Source organism: Marimonas lutisalis (genome assembly GCF_005434965.1).
Classification (GTDB): Bacteria; Pseudomonadota; Alphaproteobacteria; order Rhodobacterales; family Rhodobacteraceae; genus Marimonas_A; species Marimonas_A lutisalis.
On record NZ_SKCI01000004.1, the window covers coordinates 405,548 to 420,790 of the forward strand.

The following is a 15,243-nucleotide window of genomic DNA, read 5'->3' on the forward strand; positions in this document are numbered from 1 at the left end:
TTCCTTAGCTACCCTCGGAACAGTCCGCGCTGTCCGAACAGGGCCGAAACCTCCTGGTCCGGCAGATCGTGATAGGTTGCCACCCGGTCGACCTTTTCGGCCGAGCCGAACACGAACGGCGTGCGCGCGTGCAACTCTCGCGCGCTCTGGTCGAGGATCGCATCGCAGCCATCCGTGGCCTTGCCGCCCGCCTGCTCGACCAGAAAGGCAATCGGCGCACATTCATAAACCATGCGCAGCCGGCCGCGCTCGTAACCCGGGCGCGCATCGCCGGGATAAAGGAACACGCCGCCGCGGGTCAGGATGCGGTGGGTTTCCGCCACCAGGCTCGCCACCCAGCGCATGTTGTAGTTCTTGTCGCGCGGGCCCGTGTCACCGGCCAGGCAGTCGTCGATATAGGCGCGTATCGGCTTGGTCCAGTGACGATAGTTCGACGCGTTGATCGAAAATTCCTTCGACGTCACTGGGATATTCATCGCCGCGCTGGTCAGGACGAAATTGCGGCTCTCCGGGTCCATGGTAAACATCAGCGTGCCGTCGCCAAAGGTCACCACCAGCGCCGTTGCCGGCCCATAGATCACATAGCCGCCCGCGATCTGCTCGCGCGCCTTGCGCAGGAAACTCTCCTGCGCGCCGTCCTTGGCTTCGAAGATCGAAAAGATCGTCCCGATCGAAACATTCACGTCGATATTCGATGACCCGTCCAGCGGGTCGATCGCCAGCGCGTATTTGCCCTCGGGGTTCAGCTCCAGAACCTGCTCCTGCTCTTCGCTGGCATAGTATCTGACACTGGTCTTGCGCAGCGCGGCCTCGAACATCTCGTCGGCCATCACGTCCAGCGCCTTCTGCTGGTCGCCGTCCGTGTTCTCGCCCACGCCTTCGCCCAGCGCACCGGCCAGCGGACCGCGGGCGATGATACCGGCCACCTCACGCGACACCTCGCAGACCGCACGTATCACCGGCGCAAGATCGGCCGGTATCCGGTCAGACGAAATGATCTCTGCGGATTGGTTCATTTCTCCCCCCGAATCCAATGGCTGCAGTCTCCTCGGGGTTGATATTCCAGAAACGCGAGGTTTATAGAATTTAATAAAATGAATGTCAGCCTAAAGGAAATTTAATGGCGCGACTCGAAGCCGTCACCCTGAAACAGCTCCGCGCCCTGCGTGCGGTCGCGGATTACGGGTCGATCACCGCCGCCGCCGAGGTGCTGTCGCTCACCCCGCCGGCCGTGCACACCCAGCTGCGCACGCTTGAAGACAACCTCGACTGCACCCTGCTCGATCGCTCCCCTGCGGGCGGCGCGCAGCTCACCACCGAAGGGCGTGCCGTCCTCGATGCCAACATCACGATCGAGTCGGCGCTGGAAAGTTGTGCCCAGAAATTAAAGGCTTACCGCGAAGGCCGCACCGGCGTCGTGGTGCTGGGCGTGGTCTCCACCGGCAAGTATTTCGCGCCCCGGCTTGTTGCCCAGCTGCGCCAGGCCTTCCCGGAAATCGAAGTGATCCTCAAGGTCTCGAACCGCGACGGCATCATCACCGCGCTGCAGCAGCGCGCGATCGAACTCGCGATCATGGGCCGCCCGCCGCGCACGCCCGCGGTGCATGCCGAACCCATCGGCGAACATCCGCACGTCATGATCGCGGCCCCAGATCACCCTCTCGCGGGTCGGCGCGGCATCGCGCCGCAGGCCCTGCTGGACCAGACCTTCATCGCCCGCGAACAGGGCTCGGGCACCCGTATCCTGATGACACGCTACCTCGACCGGATCGGTGGCGGCACGCCCTACCGGCTGGTCGAGATGGATTCGAACGAAACCATCAAGCAGGCGGTGATGGCCGGCCTCGGCATCGCCATGATCTCGCAGCACACCGTGACCGAGGAACTGCGCTCGGGCCGGCTTGTCGCGCTCGATGCCGACACGCTGCCGATCCGCCGGCAATGGTACCTGCTGCACCGCGCCGATCTCGACATGTCACCGACGCTCAATACGGTCTTCAACCATATCGCCGAACAAAAGGGGGCGTTCCTGCCCAGCCTGTGATGCATCCGGCGTTTCATCTTGCCGCAAATATCCCGGGGGAGGCCGCAAAATGCCTGGCATTTTGCGGCTTGGGGGCCGGCCCCCATCCCGCACCGCCCTGCCGCCCGCGGGCGTCGGGGTGGGTGGGTGGGCGACGCCCGCGGGCGGCATCCCCGCTTAGGGCACCAGGACGATCTTGCCGGTCGCGCCGCGCCCCAACACGCGTTTCAGAACCTCGGCCGCATCCCTCAACGGATAGCGCCCCTCGATCAGCGGCTGCACCTTACCCTCGGCATACCAGCCAAAAAGCTCGCGCATGTTGTCGGCGTAAACGTCCGGCTCGTGCATGGTGAAATTGCCCCAGAACACGCCCACGACGCTGTATTCCTTCACCAGCGTCAGGTTCACCGGCAGCTTCGGAATTTCTCCGCCCGCAAATCCGACCACCAGAAGCCGCCCGTTGCGGCCCATAAAGCGGCTCGCGGCGTGAAACGCATCCCCGCCCACGACATCATAGCAGACATCGGCGCCCTTGCCGCCGGTCAGCTTCTTCACGTCGTCTTTCAGGTTGTCGTAGCCGATCACCTCGTCGGCGCCCGCTTCCTTGGCCAAAAGGCGTTTTTCCTCGGTCGAGGCCACGCCGATCACCCGTGCGCCCATGATCTTGCCGATCTGCACCGCGGCGATCCCCGTCGCCCCCGACGCGCCGAACACCACCAGCGTCTCGCCCGGCTGCAGGTTCGCGCGCTGTTTCAGCGCATGATGCGACGTGCCATAGGCCACCATCAGCGCACAAGCATCGGCGCCGTCCATGCCCTCGGGCATGGCAAAGCACTGGTTCGCCGGCATCGCAACCTTCTCGGCATAGCAGCCCAGCCCGCCCTTGCCGGCCACGCGGTCGCCCACCTTGAATCCGCTTACGCCCTCGCCCACGGCTTCGACGGTGCCGGCCACTTCCATGCCGGGGGTAAAGGGGGTTTCTGGTTTCATCTGGTAAAGCCCCTGCACCAGCAGACCATCGGGATAATTCACCCCCGCCGCCTCGACGCCGATCACGATCTGCCCCTTTTTCGCCTCCGGCTCGGGCACTTCACCGTATTCCAGATCGTCCAGCGGGCCGAATGCCTTGCAAATGATCGCCTTCATGTCGCGCACCTCCCTTTTCCTGTCCGCAAACCCTAGGCAGCCGCGCCGCTCGGCGGCAAGCCCCGCACCGGGCAAATGCCGGAACGTCATTTCCGCCATTTTTCCCGGGACTCTTGAAATCGCTTCCGAATCCACCTCCCTAGTCCTAGGTTTTCTGGAAAAGAATATCAGGGAGAGAGAGACCATGCTGGGCCAGATGATGCAGCGCCCGCTGCTGATCAGCGACATCCTGACGTACGCTGCCGAGATGCACCCCAAGGGTGAGATCGTCTCGGTCCGCACCGAGGGCGACATCCACCGCCAGACCTATGCCGAAACCGCCGGCCGCGTAGCGCAGCTTGCCAATGCGCTCAAGGCGCACGGGATCGAGATCGGCGACCGCGTCGCCACGCTGGCCTGGAACGGCTACCGGCATTTCGAACTCTACTATGCAATTTCCGGCATGGGCGCGATCTGTCACACGATCAACCCGCGCCTCTCGGCCGAGCAGCTGATCTACATCGTCAACCACGCCGAAGACAAAATCATCTTCGTCGACACGACCTTCGTTCCGATCCTCGAAGCCGTCAAAGGCCACCTGCCCGCGGACATGACCTATGTCGTGATGACCGACCGCGCGCACATGCCAGAAAACGCGCTCGACGCGCTCTGCTATGAAGAGCTGCTCGAAGGCCAGCCCGCCACCATCGACTGGCCCGAGTTCGACGAGAACACTGCTGCCGGTCTCTGCTACACGTCGGGCACCACCGGCAACCCCAAAGGGGCGCTTTATTCGAACCGTTCCACCGTGCTGCACGCGCTTTACGTCGCGATGGCGCTGGGCGTCACCCTGCCGCAAGAGGCGAAAATCCTGCCCGTGGTGCCGCTCTTTCACGTCAATGCGTGGGGTCTGCCGTATTTCGCGCCGCTGATGGGCCATTCGCTCATCATGCCAGGCGGCGCGCTCGACGGGCCCAGCCTGTGGAAGCTGATGGACACCGAAAAGGTCAGCTCGGCCTGGGGCGTGCCCACCGTCTGGATGGGGCTGATGGCCGAGATCAAGAACCAGGGCCGCAAGCCCGAGGGCTTTGGCCACGTCGTCGTCGGCGGCTCGGCCGCGCCACGCGCGATGATCGAGAATTTCGAGAAGATGGATGTCGACGTGGTGCATGCCTGGGGCATGACCGAAATGTCACCCATCGGCACCCACGGCACCATGCCGAAATGGGTCAAGGAACTGCCCTTCGACCAAATGATCGACAAGAAGGCGATGCAGGGCCGCCGCGTCTTCGGCGTGGAACTCAAGATCGTCGACGAAGACGGCAATCCCCTGCCGCATGACGGCGAAGCCGCAGGGGAACTGTTCGTGCGCGGCAACGCCATCATCTCGGGCTATTTCAAGAACGAAGAAGCCTCCAAGGGCGCCATCGACGCCGACGGCTGGTTCGGCACCGGCGACGTGGCCACCATCACGCCCGACGGGTTCCTCAACATCCAGGACCGCGCCAAGGACCTTGTGAAATCGGGCGGCGAGTGGATTTCCTCGATCGACCTGGAAAACGCCGCCATCGCCCATCCGGCCATTGCGAATGCCGCGGTGATCGCTGTGCCGCATCCGAAATGGGATGAACGCCCCGTTCTGGTGGCCGTCGCGGCGGGCGAGGAAAAACCCGGCCTCGACGAGTTGCACCGCCATCTCGAAGAGCATTTCGCCAAGTGGCAGCTGCCGGACGATGTGATCTGGGTCGACGAACTGCCGCTGACCGCGACGGGCAAGGTCTCGAAGCTGACGCTGCGCAAGAACCTGGGCGATTACAAACTGCCCGACCTGCGCTGATCGCGCAGGTCATGCGACCGCGCGGTCGCATGACGCCCGGCCGCGCGGCCGGGCCTTGCCCGGAACGCCACGGCACTTGCGCCGAATGACGTTCCGTCAGACCGCCGCGCCCCTTGCGCCGCACACTGATTCCAGTGTGCCCTTGCACGGCTTCTGGGAGGAGACCGCACATGTCAGACAACCTCGATGACTTTCGCACGGAAATCGCGGCCTGGATCGCCGACAACCTGCCGGCCGAACTGAAGGGCATCCCGCGTGACGAAAACACGATCTGCTGGGGCGGGCGAAACTGGCAGTTCGCCTCCGACGCGCAGAAGCAATGGCTCGAACGCTGCCATGCCCGCGGTCTGACCTGCCCGCGCTGGCCCACCGAATATGGCGGCGGCGGTCTCAGCCGTGCGCAGGAAAAGATCTTCCGCGAAGAAATGCTCAAGGCCGAGGCCCCCTCGCCTCTGGAATCCTTCGGTATCTGGATGCTCGGTCCCGCGCTTCTGAAATTCGGCACCGACGAACAGAAGGCCGCCCATCTGCCCGACATCACGGCAGGTAAAATCCGCTGGTGCCAGGGCTATTCCGAACCGGGCGCGGGCTCGGACCTCGCGAACGTGCAGACCCGGGCCGAAGACATGGGCGATCACTGGCTCATCAACGGTCAGAAGATCTGGACCTCCTATGCCGACAAGGCCGACAAGATCTTCGCGCTGGTGCGCACCGACCGCGACGCGCCCAAGCACCTGGGCATTTCTTTCATGCTGATCGACATGGAAACGCCCGGCGTCACCACGAAACCCATTCGCCTGATCTCGGGCGCCTCACCCTTCTGCGAAACCTTCTTCGACAACGTGAAGGTGCCGAAAGAGGGCGCCATCGTCGGCGAACAAAACCGCGGCTGGGACGTGGCCAAGTACCTGCTCACCCATGAGCGCGAAATGATCGGCGGCGGTGGTGGCGGGCTCATGTCCGGCTCCACGCTCTCCGACATGATCGGCACCATGGACCCGGCCGCCACCGCCGACCCGGTGCTGCGCGCCGAGGCTATGGAACTCGAAGTCGATGCCATGGCCTTTGCCCTGACGATGGAACGCTACAAGGACATGGCCGAAAGCGGCGCAGGCGTGGGCAATGCCAGCGCCATGCTAAAATATTACGGCACCGAGCTGAACAAGCGCCGGCACGAAATCATCATGTCGGCCAAGGGCTCCGACGCGCTCGACTGGGGGCATGGCGCCGCAGCCCCCTGGCTCAGGACCAAGGCCAACTCGATCGAGGGCGGCACCTCCGAGGTGATGCTCGACATCATCTCGAAACGCGTTCTCGAACTGCCGTCGAAATAAGGGGCTACACCAATGGAAAAGCTGGTCGATACCGGAGACGAAGTCATGCTGCGCGACGCCGCACGCGGGTTTCTTGACGATGCCGCCCCCCTCACTGCCTTCCGCGCGAACCGCGACGCGGGCCGCCCCTATGATCCAGCGCTCTGGAGCGAGATGGCAAGTATGGGCTGGGCCGGCGTGCTGATCCCCGAAGACGCGGGCGGCGCCGACATGGGCCACCGCGCCGCCGGCATCCTGGCCGAGGAGATGGGCAAAACGCTCGCCGCCTCGCCCTTCATCTCATCCGCCGTCATCGCCGCCACCGCGCTGCGCGCGGCCGGCTCCGACCGGCTCGCCGCGATTGCCGGCGGAGAGGCGCTCTATGCCCTGGCCGTGGACGAAGGCGCCAAGCACGCACCCGCAAGCAGCGCGCTCGCGGCCAAGCCCGACGGCAACGCCTTCCGCCTTTCGGGCCGCAAGACCTTCGTCGCCGACGGCAGCAGCGCCAACCGCGTGCTTGTCCTTGCCCGCACCTCGGGCGGCGCCGGTGATGCGCAGGGCCTCACCCTCTTTGACATCGATGCCGAACGCGCGGGCCTGGCCCGCACCGCATCCGGCAGCATCGACGCACGAGATTTCGCCACGCTCGATTTCGATGATGTTGCCGTCACCGGCGATGATATCGTGGGCGATGTGGACAACGGCCTTGCCGCGCTCGGCCCCGGCCTGCGCGCCGGTCAGGCCGCGCTGGCGGCCGAACTGGGCGGTCTCTCGGCGGGCATCTCGGCCATCACCCTGGGCTATCTGAAAGAGCGCAAGCAATTCGGCCGCACCATTGGCAGCTTCCAGGCCCTGCAGCACCGCGCCGCGCATCTCTTCTCGGAAATCGAGGTGACGGCCAGCGCCATCGCAAATGCCGGCCGCGTGCTCGATCACGATCCCGACGCGGCGCAGGTCGCCGTAAGCCTGGCCAAGGCCCGCGCCACGCAAACTGCGCGCCTTGCGGTGATGGAGGGCGTGCAGATGCATGGCGGCATCGGCATGACCGACGAGTATGACGCAGGGTTTTTCATGAAACGCGCCCGCGTTGGTGCAGAATGGCTCGGCGATTACGGCCACCATGCCGCCATCGTCGCCGCCTCGCGCGGGCTCTGAGGGAGAAAAAAACATGACCACCATGAGACCATCTGATCTCTTCGATCTCACCGGCAAGGTTGCCCTTGTCACCGGCGGCGCCACCGGCATCGGCCGCATGGCGACCGAGGGGCTGGCCGCCGCAGGCGCCCGCGTGCTGATCTGTTCGCGCAAGGCCGACGCCTGCGAAGCCGTGGCCAACGAGATCAACGCGATGGACATCCACGGCAGCGTCGAAGGCTTCGGCGGCGACGTCGCCACCGAGGAAGGCATCAACGCCATCGTCGAAGAGGTCAAGCTGCGCACCGAGCGTCTGCACATCCTGATGAACAACGCCGGCCGCACCTGGGGTGCGCCGCTGGGCGAACACCCCTATGATGCGTGGAACAAGCTTCTCGCGCTCAATGTCACCGGCATGTTCCACCTCACCCAGCAGCTCCTGCCGCTCCTGCGCGCCGCCGCCACGCCCGAAGATCCCGCCCGCATCGTCAACGTGGGCTCGGTGATGGGCGATATCCCCAAAGGCACGAAAACCTATTCCTACGCCGTGTCCAAGGGCGCGGTGCATCACATGACCCGCGTGCTGTCGAACGATCTCGCGCCCGAGCATATCACCGTGAACGCTATTGCTCCGGGCCCGTTCGTGTCGAAGATGACCGCCTTTGCCATCGGCACCAAGGAAGGCCAGGATACCGCCGCGCAGGGCGTGCCGCTCGGCCGTGTCGGCCGCCCCGAGGACATCGCCGCCGCGCTGCAGTATCTCTGCGGGCCGGGCGGCTCCTACCTTTCGGGCGCGATCCTGCCGCTCTCGGGCGGGATGCAGTCCAAGGCGCAGCCCGGCATCTTCAACGAGGACCTCTGAACCATGACCAGGGATTTCCAGGGCAAGGTCCTGACACTCGATGAAATGCGCGCGCTGGTCGGCCACAAGATGGGCACGACCAGCTGGTACCTGATCGACCAGGACCGTATCGACAAATTCGCCGACGTGACCGAGGACTGGCAGTTCATCCATGTCGATCCCGAGGCTGCGAAGGAAACCCCCTTCGGCACCACCATCGCGCACGGCTTCCTGACGCTCTCGATGCTCTCGGCCATGGTCTATGAAATGCCGGTGCTGGAAAACGTGGCCATGGGCGTGAACTACGGCTTCGACAAGATCCGCTTCCTGTCGCCCGTCCCGGCGGGCAGCCGCATCCGCGGCCATTTCACCCTGACCAAACTGGACGAATCGAAACCCGGCTTCGTCACCAGCTACACCTCGGTCGAGGTCGAAATCGAAGGCCAGGACAAACCCGCGCTGGCCGCCGACTGGATCGGCCGCCGCTACTTCGGAGAAAACACATGACAGTACGTTTCGACGGGCGCGTTGCCATCGTCACCGGCGCAGGCGTGGGCCTGGGCCGCTCGCACGCGCTGGGCCTTGCCGCGCGCGGTGCCAAGGTTGTCGTCAACGATCTCGGCGCCTCCCGCGACGGCTCGGGCGGCAGCTCCGAGGCGGCCCAGGCCGTGGTCAAGGAAATCCGCGACGCGGGCGGCCACGCCATCGCGAACGGCGCCAACGTGGCCGACGCCGATCAGGTTCAGGCCATGGTGGACGAGGCGATCGCCGAATACGGCCATGTCGACATCCTGGTGAACAACGCCGGCATCCTGCGCGACAAGACCTTTGCCAAGATGAGCCTGGAGGATTTCCAGCTGGTGATGGACGTGCACCTGATGGGCACGGTCAACTGCACCCATGCCCTCTGGCGCCACATGACCGAACGCGAATACGGCCGCATCGTCTTCACCACCTCGGCCTCGGGCCTCTACGGCAATTTCGGCCAGTCGAACTATGGCGCGGCCAAGGCGGCGATGCTGGGGCTGATGAATGTGCTGCACCAGGAAGGCAGCCGCAAGAACGTGCGGGTCAACCTTCTGGCCCCCACCGCAGCCACGCGGATGACCGAGGAGCTTCTTCCGGAACAGGTCCTGCCGCTCCTGAAACCCGAAACCATCACCCCGGGCCTTCTGGCGCTGGTCAGCGAAGACGCGCCCTCGAAAATGATCCTCGGCGCCGGTGGCGGTTGCTTCGCCGAGACCAAGGTCTATGAAACCCGGGGCATCGCCCTGCCGGATGATGAACTGACACCCGAGGCGGTGATGGCCAACATGGCCCGCATCCGCGATACCGACGGGCAGACCGAAATGCCCGGCGCATTCGACCAGACCAACAAGTACATCCAGATGGCCGCGGCTCTGCGCGGCATCTCACTCGAGAAAAAGGACTAAGACCCATGCGTGACGCACTCATCGTTTCCACCGCCCGCACCCCGATCGGCAAGGCCTATCGCGGCGCCTTCAACGCCACCTCGGCGCAAACCCTGATCGGCCACGCCGTCAGCCACGCGGTCTCCCGCGCCGGCCTCGAAGGCGCCGAGGTCGAGGATTGCATCATCGGCTGCGCGATCCAGCAGGGCTCGACCGGCGGCAACGTCGGCCGCCAGGCCGTGATCCGCGCGGGCCTGCCCGTCTCGGTCGCCGGCATGTCGCTCGACCGTCAGTGCTCGTCCGGCATGATGGCCATCGCCACCGCGGCCAAGCAGGTCATCACCGATGGCATGGACATCGCCATCGGCGGCGGCGTCGAGTCGATCAGCCTCGTGCAGAACGAGAAGATGCGCACCGACCACCTCGCCGATGCCTGGATCAAGGAGCACAAGCCCGCGCTCTACATGACCATGCTGGAAACCGCCGAAACCGTGGCCGAACGCTATGGCGTCAGCCGCGAAGATCAGGACGCCTACGCACTGCAATCACAGCAACGCACCGCCGCCGCACAAGAGGCCGGCAAGTTCGACGACGAGATCGTGCCGCTGACCACCACCATGGGCGTGATGGACAAGGAAACCAAGGAAGTCTCCTTCAAGGAGGTGACCCTTGAAAAGGACGAGGGCAACCGCCCCGGCACCACGCTGGAAAGCCTTCAGGGCCTGCAGCCCGTGTTCAAGGACGGCCAGGTCATTAAGGAAGGCAAATACATCACCGCCGGCAACGCCAGCCAGCTTTCCGATGGCGCCAGCGCCGCCGTGGTGATGGAGGCGAAAGAGGCCGAGAAACGCGGCCTTGAACCGCTCGGCCGCTACATGGGCGTCATGGCGGCAGGCTGTGAGCCCGATGAAATGGGTATCGGCCCGATTTACGCCGTGCCGAAACTTCTCAAGGCGCATGGCCTCAAGATGGACGATATTGGCCTTTGGGAGCTCAACGAAGCCTTTGCCAGCCAGGTGCTGCAATCGGCCCGCGTTCTCGGCATCCCGAACGAAATCCTCAACGTCAACGGCGGCGCCATCTCGATCGGTCACCCCTACGGCATGTCGGGTGCCCGCATGGTCGGCCACGCGCTGATCGAAGGCAAACGCCGCGGCGCGAAATACGTGGTCTGCACCATGTGCATCGGCGGCGGCATGGGCGGCGCGGGCCTGTTCGAGGTTCTCTGACAAGAATGGCGGGCTGAAGCCCGCCCTACCATCTTCACCAACGTAGGCCGGGCTGAAGCCCGGCTTCCCTTGAACGAATGACCGGATCATGACGCTCCCAACCCAACTGGCAAACCTGCGGATTCCCGTCATCGGCTCTCCGCTCTTCATCATCTCGAATCCCGATCTCGTCATTGCCCAATGCAAGGCCGGGATCGTGGGCTCCTTCCCCGCGCTCAACGCCCGCGAAAAAGAGGGCGAGCCGATCCTGCTCGATGCCTGGCTCAAGCGCATCACCGAAGAGCTTGACCGGCACAACCAGGACAACCCCGACACGCCTGCCGCCCCCTTCGCCGTCAACCAGATCGTCCACCGCTCCAACACGCGGCTGGAACGCGATCTCGAGATCTGCGCGAAATGGAAGGTACCGATCTGGATCACCTCGCTCGGCGCCCGGGTCGAGGTGAACGAGGCCGCCCATTCCTGCGGCGGCATCACGCTGCATGACATCATCAACAACACGTTTGCGAAAAAGGCGATCGAAAAAGGCGCTGACGGCCTGATCGCCGTGGCCGCCGGCGCCGGCGGCCATGCCGGTGCGCAATCGCCCTTCGCGCTGATCAGCGAAATCCGCGAATGGTTCGATGGCCCGCTCGCGCTCTCGGGGTCCATCGCGAACGGAAAATCCATCCTTGCCGCGCAGGCTCTGGGCGCCGATCTCGCCTATATCGGCTCACCCTTCATCGCCACGGACGAGGCCAACGCGCAACCCGACTACAAGCAGATGATCGTCGAGAGCGGGGCCGAGGATATCGTCTATTCCAACCTCTTCACCGGCGTGCACGGCAACTATCTCAAACCGTCCATCGCCCGCGCGGGCATGGATCCGGACAACCTCGAACAATCCGACCCGTCGAAAATGAATTTCGGCGCCAACCGCGAGAAACCCAAAAGCTGGAAGGAAATCTGGGGCTCGGGCCAGGGCATCGGCGCGATCAAGGAAATCCAGCCCGCCGCGCAGCTGATCGACCGTCTCGCCACCGAGTATCACGCGGCGAAAGAGGCGCTCTGCAATGGCTGAGCTCTACCTCGTCCGCCACGCCCAGGCCTCGTTCGGGGCGGCGAACTACGACAAGCTCTCGACGCTCGGTCACGAGCAATCACGCGAGCTTGGCCGCGCCCTGAGGGCGCAGGGCGCAGCCCCCACGGCCTTTTTCATTGGCGACATGGTGCGTCACCGTGAAACGCTTGATGGCATCCTCGAAGGGCTGGGCCTCACAGCCGAGCCCGAGATCCACACCGGCCTGAACGAATTCGACTTCACCAACCTGCTCGATGCCAAGTATCCCGCCGGCACCGGCCCCGAGAACATGCACACCGAGCGCAAGAGCCATTTCCGCACCCTGCGCGACACGGTGCTGGAATGGGAACAGGGCGGCATCCCCGATGCCCGCGAAAGCTGGGCCGATTTTACCGCCCGGGTCGAAGATGCGCGCCGCACGATCATGACCCCCGACCACAAACAGGTGCTTGCTGTCTCCTCGGGCGGGGCCATCGCCCGGATGATCTCACACCTGCTCGAATGCGGGCCGGGCCAGCAGATCAAGCTGCAGCTTCAGATGAAGAATTGCGCCGTAAACCGTTTTGTTTACTCTTCAAGATCGGTCTATCTGCACGGGTTCAACGAAACCCCCCATATCAACGCCGCCAACGAAGAGCGGCTCCTGACCTACAGCTAGGGAGGCCAAAGACATGAGCGCGAACACCGCCGCCCATCTTGATCTCAACGCCGTCGAAGCCTGGTGCCGCGAAAACGTCGACGGGTTCCAGGGCCCGATAGAATTGCACAAGTTTTCCGTGGGCCAGTCCAACCCCACCTTCCGGCTCACCACGCCGTCGGGCCGCTACGTGCTGCGCCGCAAACCGCCAGGCACGCTTCTGAAATCCGCCCATGCCGTAGACCGCGAATTTCGCGTGCAGAAGGCGCTCTATGAAACCGATGTGCCCGTGGCAAGAATGTATGCGCTCTGCGAGGATGAAAGCGTGATCGGCTCGATGTTCTACATCATGGATTGCGTCGAAGGCCGCCGCTTCGAAGACCCCTGCCTGCCCGAACTGCCCAAGGGAGAGCGCATGGCCTATCTCGACGAGATGTGCCGCGTTCTGACCACCGTGCACGACGTCGACATCGAGGCGGTCGGCCTGTCCGACTATGGCCCGCCGGGCAACTACTATGAACGCCAGATCAATCGCTGGGCCAAGCAGTACGAGGCATCAAAAACCACCGAACTGCCCGAAATGGACGACCTGACCGACTGGCTGAAATCCAACATCCCGCCGGATGACGGTCAGCGGACGCTGGTGCACGGCGATTACCGGATCGACAACATGCTGTTTCACCCACAAGAGCCGCGCGTCGCCGCCCTGCTCGATTGGGAATTGTCGACCATCGGCCACCCCTATGCCGATCTCGCCGCCGTCATCATGCAATGGTCCATGCCGCCCGGAACCGAATCGAAAGGCATGGGCGGCGTCGACCGCGCCGCAGAAGGCCTGATCACGGACGAGGAGTTCGTCGCCCGCTACTGCGAACGCCGCGGCATTTCCGGCATCGACGGGTTCGGCTTCTATCTCGCCTTCACCTTCTTCCGCATGGCCGGCATCATCCAGGGGGTGCTGAAACGCGCCATCGACGGCAATGCCTCGAACCCCGAACGCGCCTTCCGCCTGGGCGAGGCCGTGCCGCGCTTCGCCCAGGCCGGGCTTGCCGCAGCAAGGACCGTTTGAATGCTCGACCCGAAACTGAAGGAATACCCCTACCCGTTCCAGGCCCATGTCGGATTTGAAATCACCGACTGGTCAGATGGCTATTGCCGGCTGGAACAACCCGTCGTGCCGCATATCGGCAACCGCTACGGCATCCCCCATGGCGGCGTGCATGCAACCCTGCTCGACACGGCCATGGGCTATGCCATCTGCTATACTGGTGATCCCGATGACAAGCAGCTCGCCATGACGCTCTCGCTCAACGTGCAGTATCTCGCCGTCGCCAACGGGTCCAAGCTGATCGCCGAAGGCCGCCGTACCGGCGGCGGGCGCTCGACCGTCTTTGCCGAGGGCGAGATCCGCGACGATACCGGCACGCTCATCGCAACCGCCACCGCCGTCTTCCGGCTGCGGGGCAGCAAGAAAGGATAATCCCATGTCTGACGAAATGAAGTGCATCACGCTGGCGGCCCGCCCCGATGGCGCGCCCAAGGACAGCGATTTCAAACTGGAAACCCGTGACGTACCCACCCCCGGCGACGGCGAGGTACTGGTGCGTGTCCATTACATGTCGCTCGATCCCTACATGCGCGGGCGCATGGACGATGCCAAATCCTATGCCGCCCCCGTGCCCATCGGCGGCATCATGGAGGCCGGCGGCGCGGGCGAGGTGATCGCCTCGAACCACCCGCAGTTTTCGCCCGGTGACATGGTGTTCGGCATGTTCGGCTGGACCACCCACGGCGTGCAGCCCGGCAGCATGCTGCGCAAGCTGCCCGATGGCCTGCCGATCACCACCTCTCTGGGCGTTCTGGGCATGCCGGGTTTCACCGGCTGGTACGGCCTGACCGAGATCGGCAAACCGAAAGAGGGCGAAACCCTGGTCGTGGCCGCCGCCACCGGTCCCGTGGGCAGCATGGTGGGCCAGATCGCCAAGGCCCGCGGGTTGCGCACCGTCGCCATCGCCGGCGGCGCGGACAAATGCAAGATCGCCACCGACACGTTCGGCTTCGATGCCGCAATCGACCACCGCGCGCATGATGATGCCCGCTCGCTGCGCAAGGCGCTGGCCGAAGCCGCACCCGACGGCGTCGACATCTATTTCGAAAACGTCGGCGGCAAGGTGTTCCAGGCGGTCCTGCCGCTGATGAACCGCTTCGGGCGCATCCCGGTCTGTGGCATGATCTCGGGCTACAATACCGGCGCGCTGGGCGGCACCCCCGGCGAGGGGCCGGATTACTTCCCGGTCTTCTGGCGCACGCTGCTGGTCAAGCACCTGCTGGCGCAGGGCTTCATCATTTCCAACCACTGGGACCGCTTTGCCGAGTTCCTGGGCGAGGTCGCGCCGCTCGTGGCCTCGGGCGACATCGCCTATCTCGAAGATATCGCCGAGGGGATCGAAAACGCCCCGCGCACCTTCATGGGCCTGCTCGAAGGCCGGAACTTGGGCAAACAGATCGTCAAACTGATCTGACAGACCTGTGGCCGGCGGGGCAAATCACCCCTCCGCCGGCCCCGATTTTTCTGCGAAAAATCTCCGCCACATTCTTGCCACAATCAATTTGTTGGGGGGCTTGGCGTCCC

Annotated in this window: 15 protein-coding genes; 13 read left to right on the plus strand and 2 right to left on the minus strand. The window is 64.3% G+C overall.

Annotated elements, in window-relative coordinates:
• Nucleotides 1-8: 8 nt before the first annotated feature.
• Nucleotides 9-1,016 carry a class 1 fructose-bisphosphatase gene (locus E0501_RS17785; protein WP_137702738.1) on the minus strand — a complete coding sequence of 336 codons (1,008 nt, stop codon included), beginning with the start codon at nt 1,014-1,016 and terminating at the stop codon, nt 9-11.
• Between the two features lie 104 nt (nt 1,017-1,120).
• Here E0501_RS17785 and cbbR point away from each other — a divergent pair, with 104 nt between their 5' ends.
• Nucleotides 1,121-2,044, plus strand: coding sequence for a LysR family regulator CbbR (gene cbbR, locus E0501_RS17790; RefSeq protein ID WP_137702739.1), 924 nt, complete (start codon nt 1,121-1,123; stop codon nt 2,042-2,044).
• A 156-nt stretch (nt 2,045-2,200) separates the two neighbouring features.
• Here the strand turns inward: cbbR and E0501_RS17795 are convergent, their stop codons facing one another.
• On the minus strand, nt 2,201-3,169 hold the full coding sequence (locus E0501_RS17795) for an NADPH:quinone oxidoreductase family protein (protein WP_137702740.1): 969 nt from the start codon (nt 3,167-3,169) through the stop codon (nt 2,201-2,203).
• A gap of 184 nt (nt 3,170-3,353) precedes the next feature.
• On the opposite strand from E0501_RS17795, the gene E0501_RS17800 reads away from it, so the two are divergent.
• The 12 genes from E0501_RS17800 (at nt 3,354) to E0501_RS17855 (ending at nt 15,133) form a co-directional block, all read left to right on the plus strand.
• The gene (locus tag E0501_RS17800) at nt 3,354-4,985 is read left to right on the plus strand and encodes a long-chain-fatty-acid--CoA ligase (protein ID WP_137702741.1); all 1,632 of its coding nucleotides are present in this window, start codon (nt 3,354-3,356) and stop codon (nt 4,983-4,985) included.
• A gap of 170 nt (nt 4,986-5,155) precedes the next feature.
• A complete protein-coding gene (locus tag E0501_RS17805) occupies nt 5,156-6,319 on the plus strand; it encodes an acyl-CoA dehydrogenase family protein (RefSeq protein WP_137702742.1) in 1,164 nt (387 codons plus the stop codon).
• A gap of 12 nt (nt 6,320-6,331) precedes the next feature.
• Nucleotides 6,332-7,453 (plus strand): acyl-CoA dehydrogenase family protein, encoded by a 1,122-nt coding sequence (locus E0501_RS17810; protein WP_193555914.1) that lies wholly within the window; start codon nt 6,332-6,334, stop codon nt 7,451-7,453.
• Between the two features lie 22 nt (nt 7,454-7,475).
• Nucleotides 7,476-8,294 (plus strand): SDR family NAD(P)-dependent oxidoreductase, encoded by an 819-nt coding sequence (locus tag E0501_RS17815; protein ID WP_137702876.1) that lies wholly within the window; start codon nt 7,476-7,478, stop codon nt 8,292-8,294.
• 3 nt (nt 8,295-8,297) lie between these two features.
• The gene (locus tag E0501_RS17820) at nt 8,298-8,780 is read left to right on the plus strand and encodes a MaoC family dehydratase (RefSeq protein ID WP_137702743.1); all 483 of its coding nucleotides are present in this window, start codon (nt 8,298-8,300) and stop codon (nt 8,778-8,780) included.
• On the plus strand, nt 8,777-9,706 hold the full coding sequence (locus E0501_RS17825; protein ID WP_137702744.1) for an SDR family NAD(P)-dependent oxidoreductase: 930 nt from the start codon (nt 8,777-8,779) through the stop codon (nt 9,704-9,706). Before E0501_RS17820 ends, E0501_RS17825 begins: the two co-directional genes overlap by 4 nt.
• A gap of 5 nt (nt 9,707-9,711) precedes the next feature.
• Entirely contained in the window at nt 9,712-10,914 is a 1,203-nt protein-coding gene (locus E0501_RS17830; RefSeq protein WP_137702745.1) for an acetyl-CoA C-acyltransferase, read from the plus strand.
• Between the two features lie 88 nt (nt 10,915-11,002).
• Nucleotides 11,003-11,974, plus strand: coding sequence for an NAD(P)H-dependent flavin oxidoreductase (locus tag E0501_RS17835; protein ID WP_137702746.1), 972 nt, complete (start codon nt 11,003-11,005; stop codon nt 11,972-11,974).
• Nucleotides 11,967-12,632 carry a histidine phosphatase family protein gene (locus tag E0501_RS17840; RefSeq protein WP_137702747.1) on the plus strand — a complete coding sequence of 222 codons (666 nt, stop codon included), beginning with the start codon at nt 11,967-11,969 and terminating at the stop codon, nt 12,630-12,632. The genes E0501_RS17835 and E0501_RS17840 overlap by 8 nt, the downstream gene beginning before the upstream one ends.
• Before the next feature lie 13 nt (nt 12,633-12,645).
• Entirely contained in the window at nt 12,646-13,680 is a 1,035-nt protein-coding gene (locus E0501_RS17845; RefSeq protein WP_137702748.1) for a phosphotransferase family protein, read from the plus strand.
• Nucleotides 13,681-14,091 (plus strand): PaaI family thioesterase, encoded by a 411-nt coding sequence (locus E0501_RS17850; protein ID WP_137702749.1) that lies wholly within the window; start codon nt 13,681-13,683, stop codon nt 14,089-14,091.
• Between the two features lie 4 nt (nt 14,092-14,095).
• The gene (locus E0501_RS17855) at nt 14,096-15,133 is read left to right on the plus strand and encodes an NADP-dependent oxidoreductase (RefSeq protein ID WP_137702750.1); all 1,038 of its coding nucleotides are present in this window, start codon (nt 14,096-14,098) and stop codon (nt 15,131-15,133) included.
• Nucleotides 15,134-15,243 lie beyond the last annotated feature (110 nt).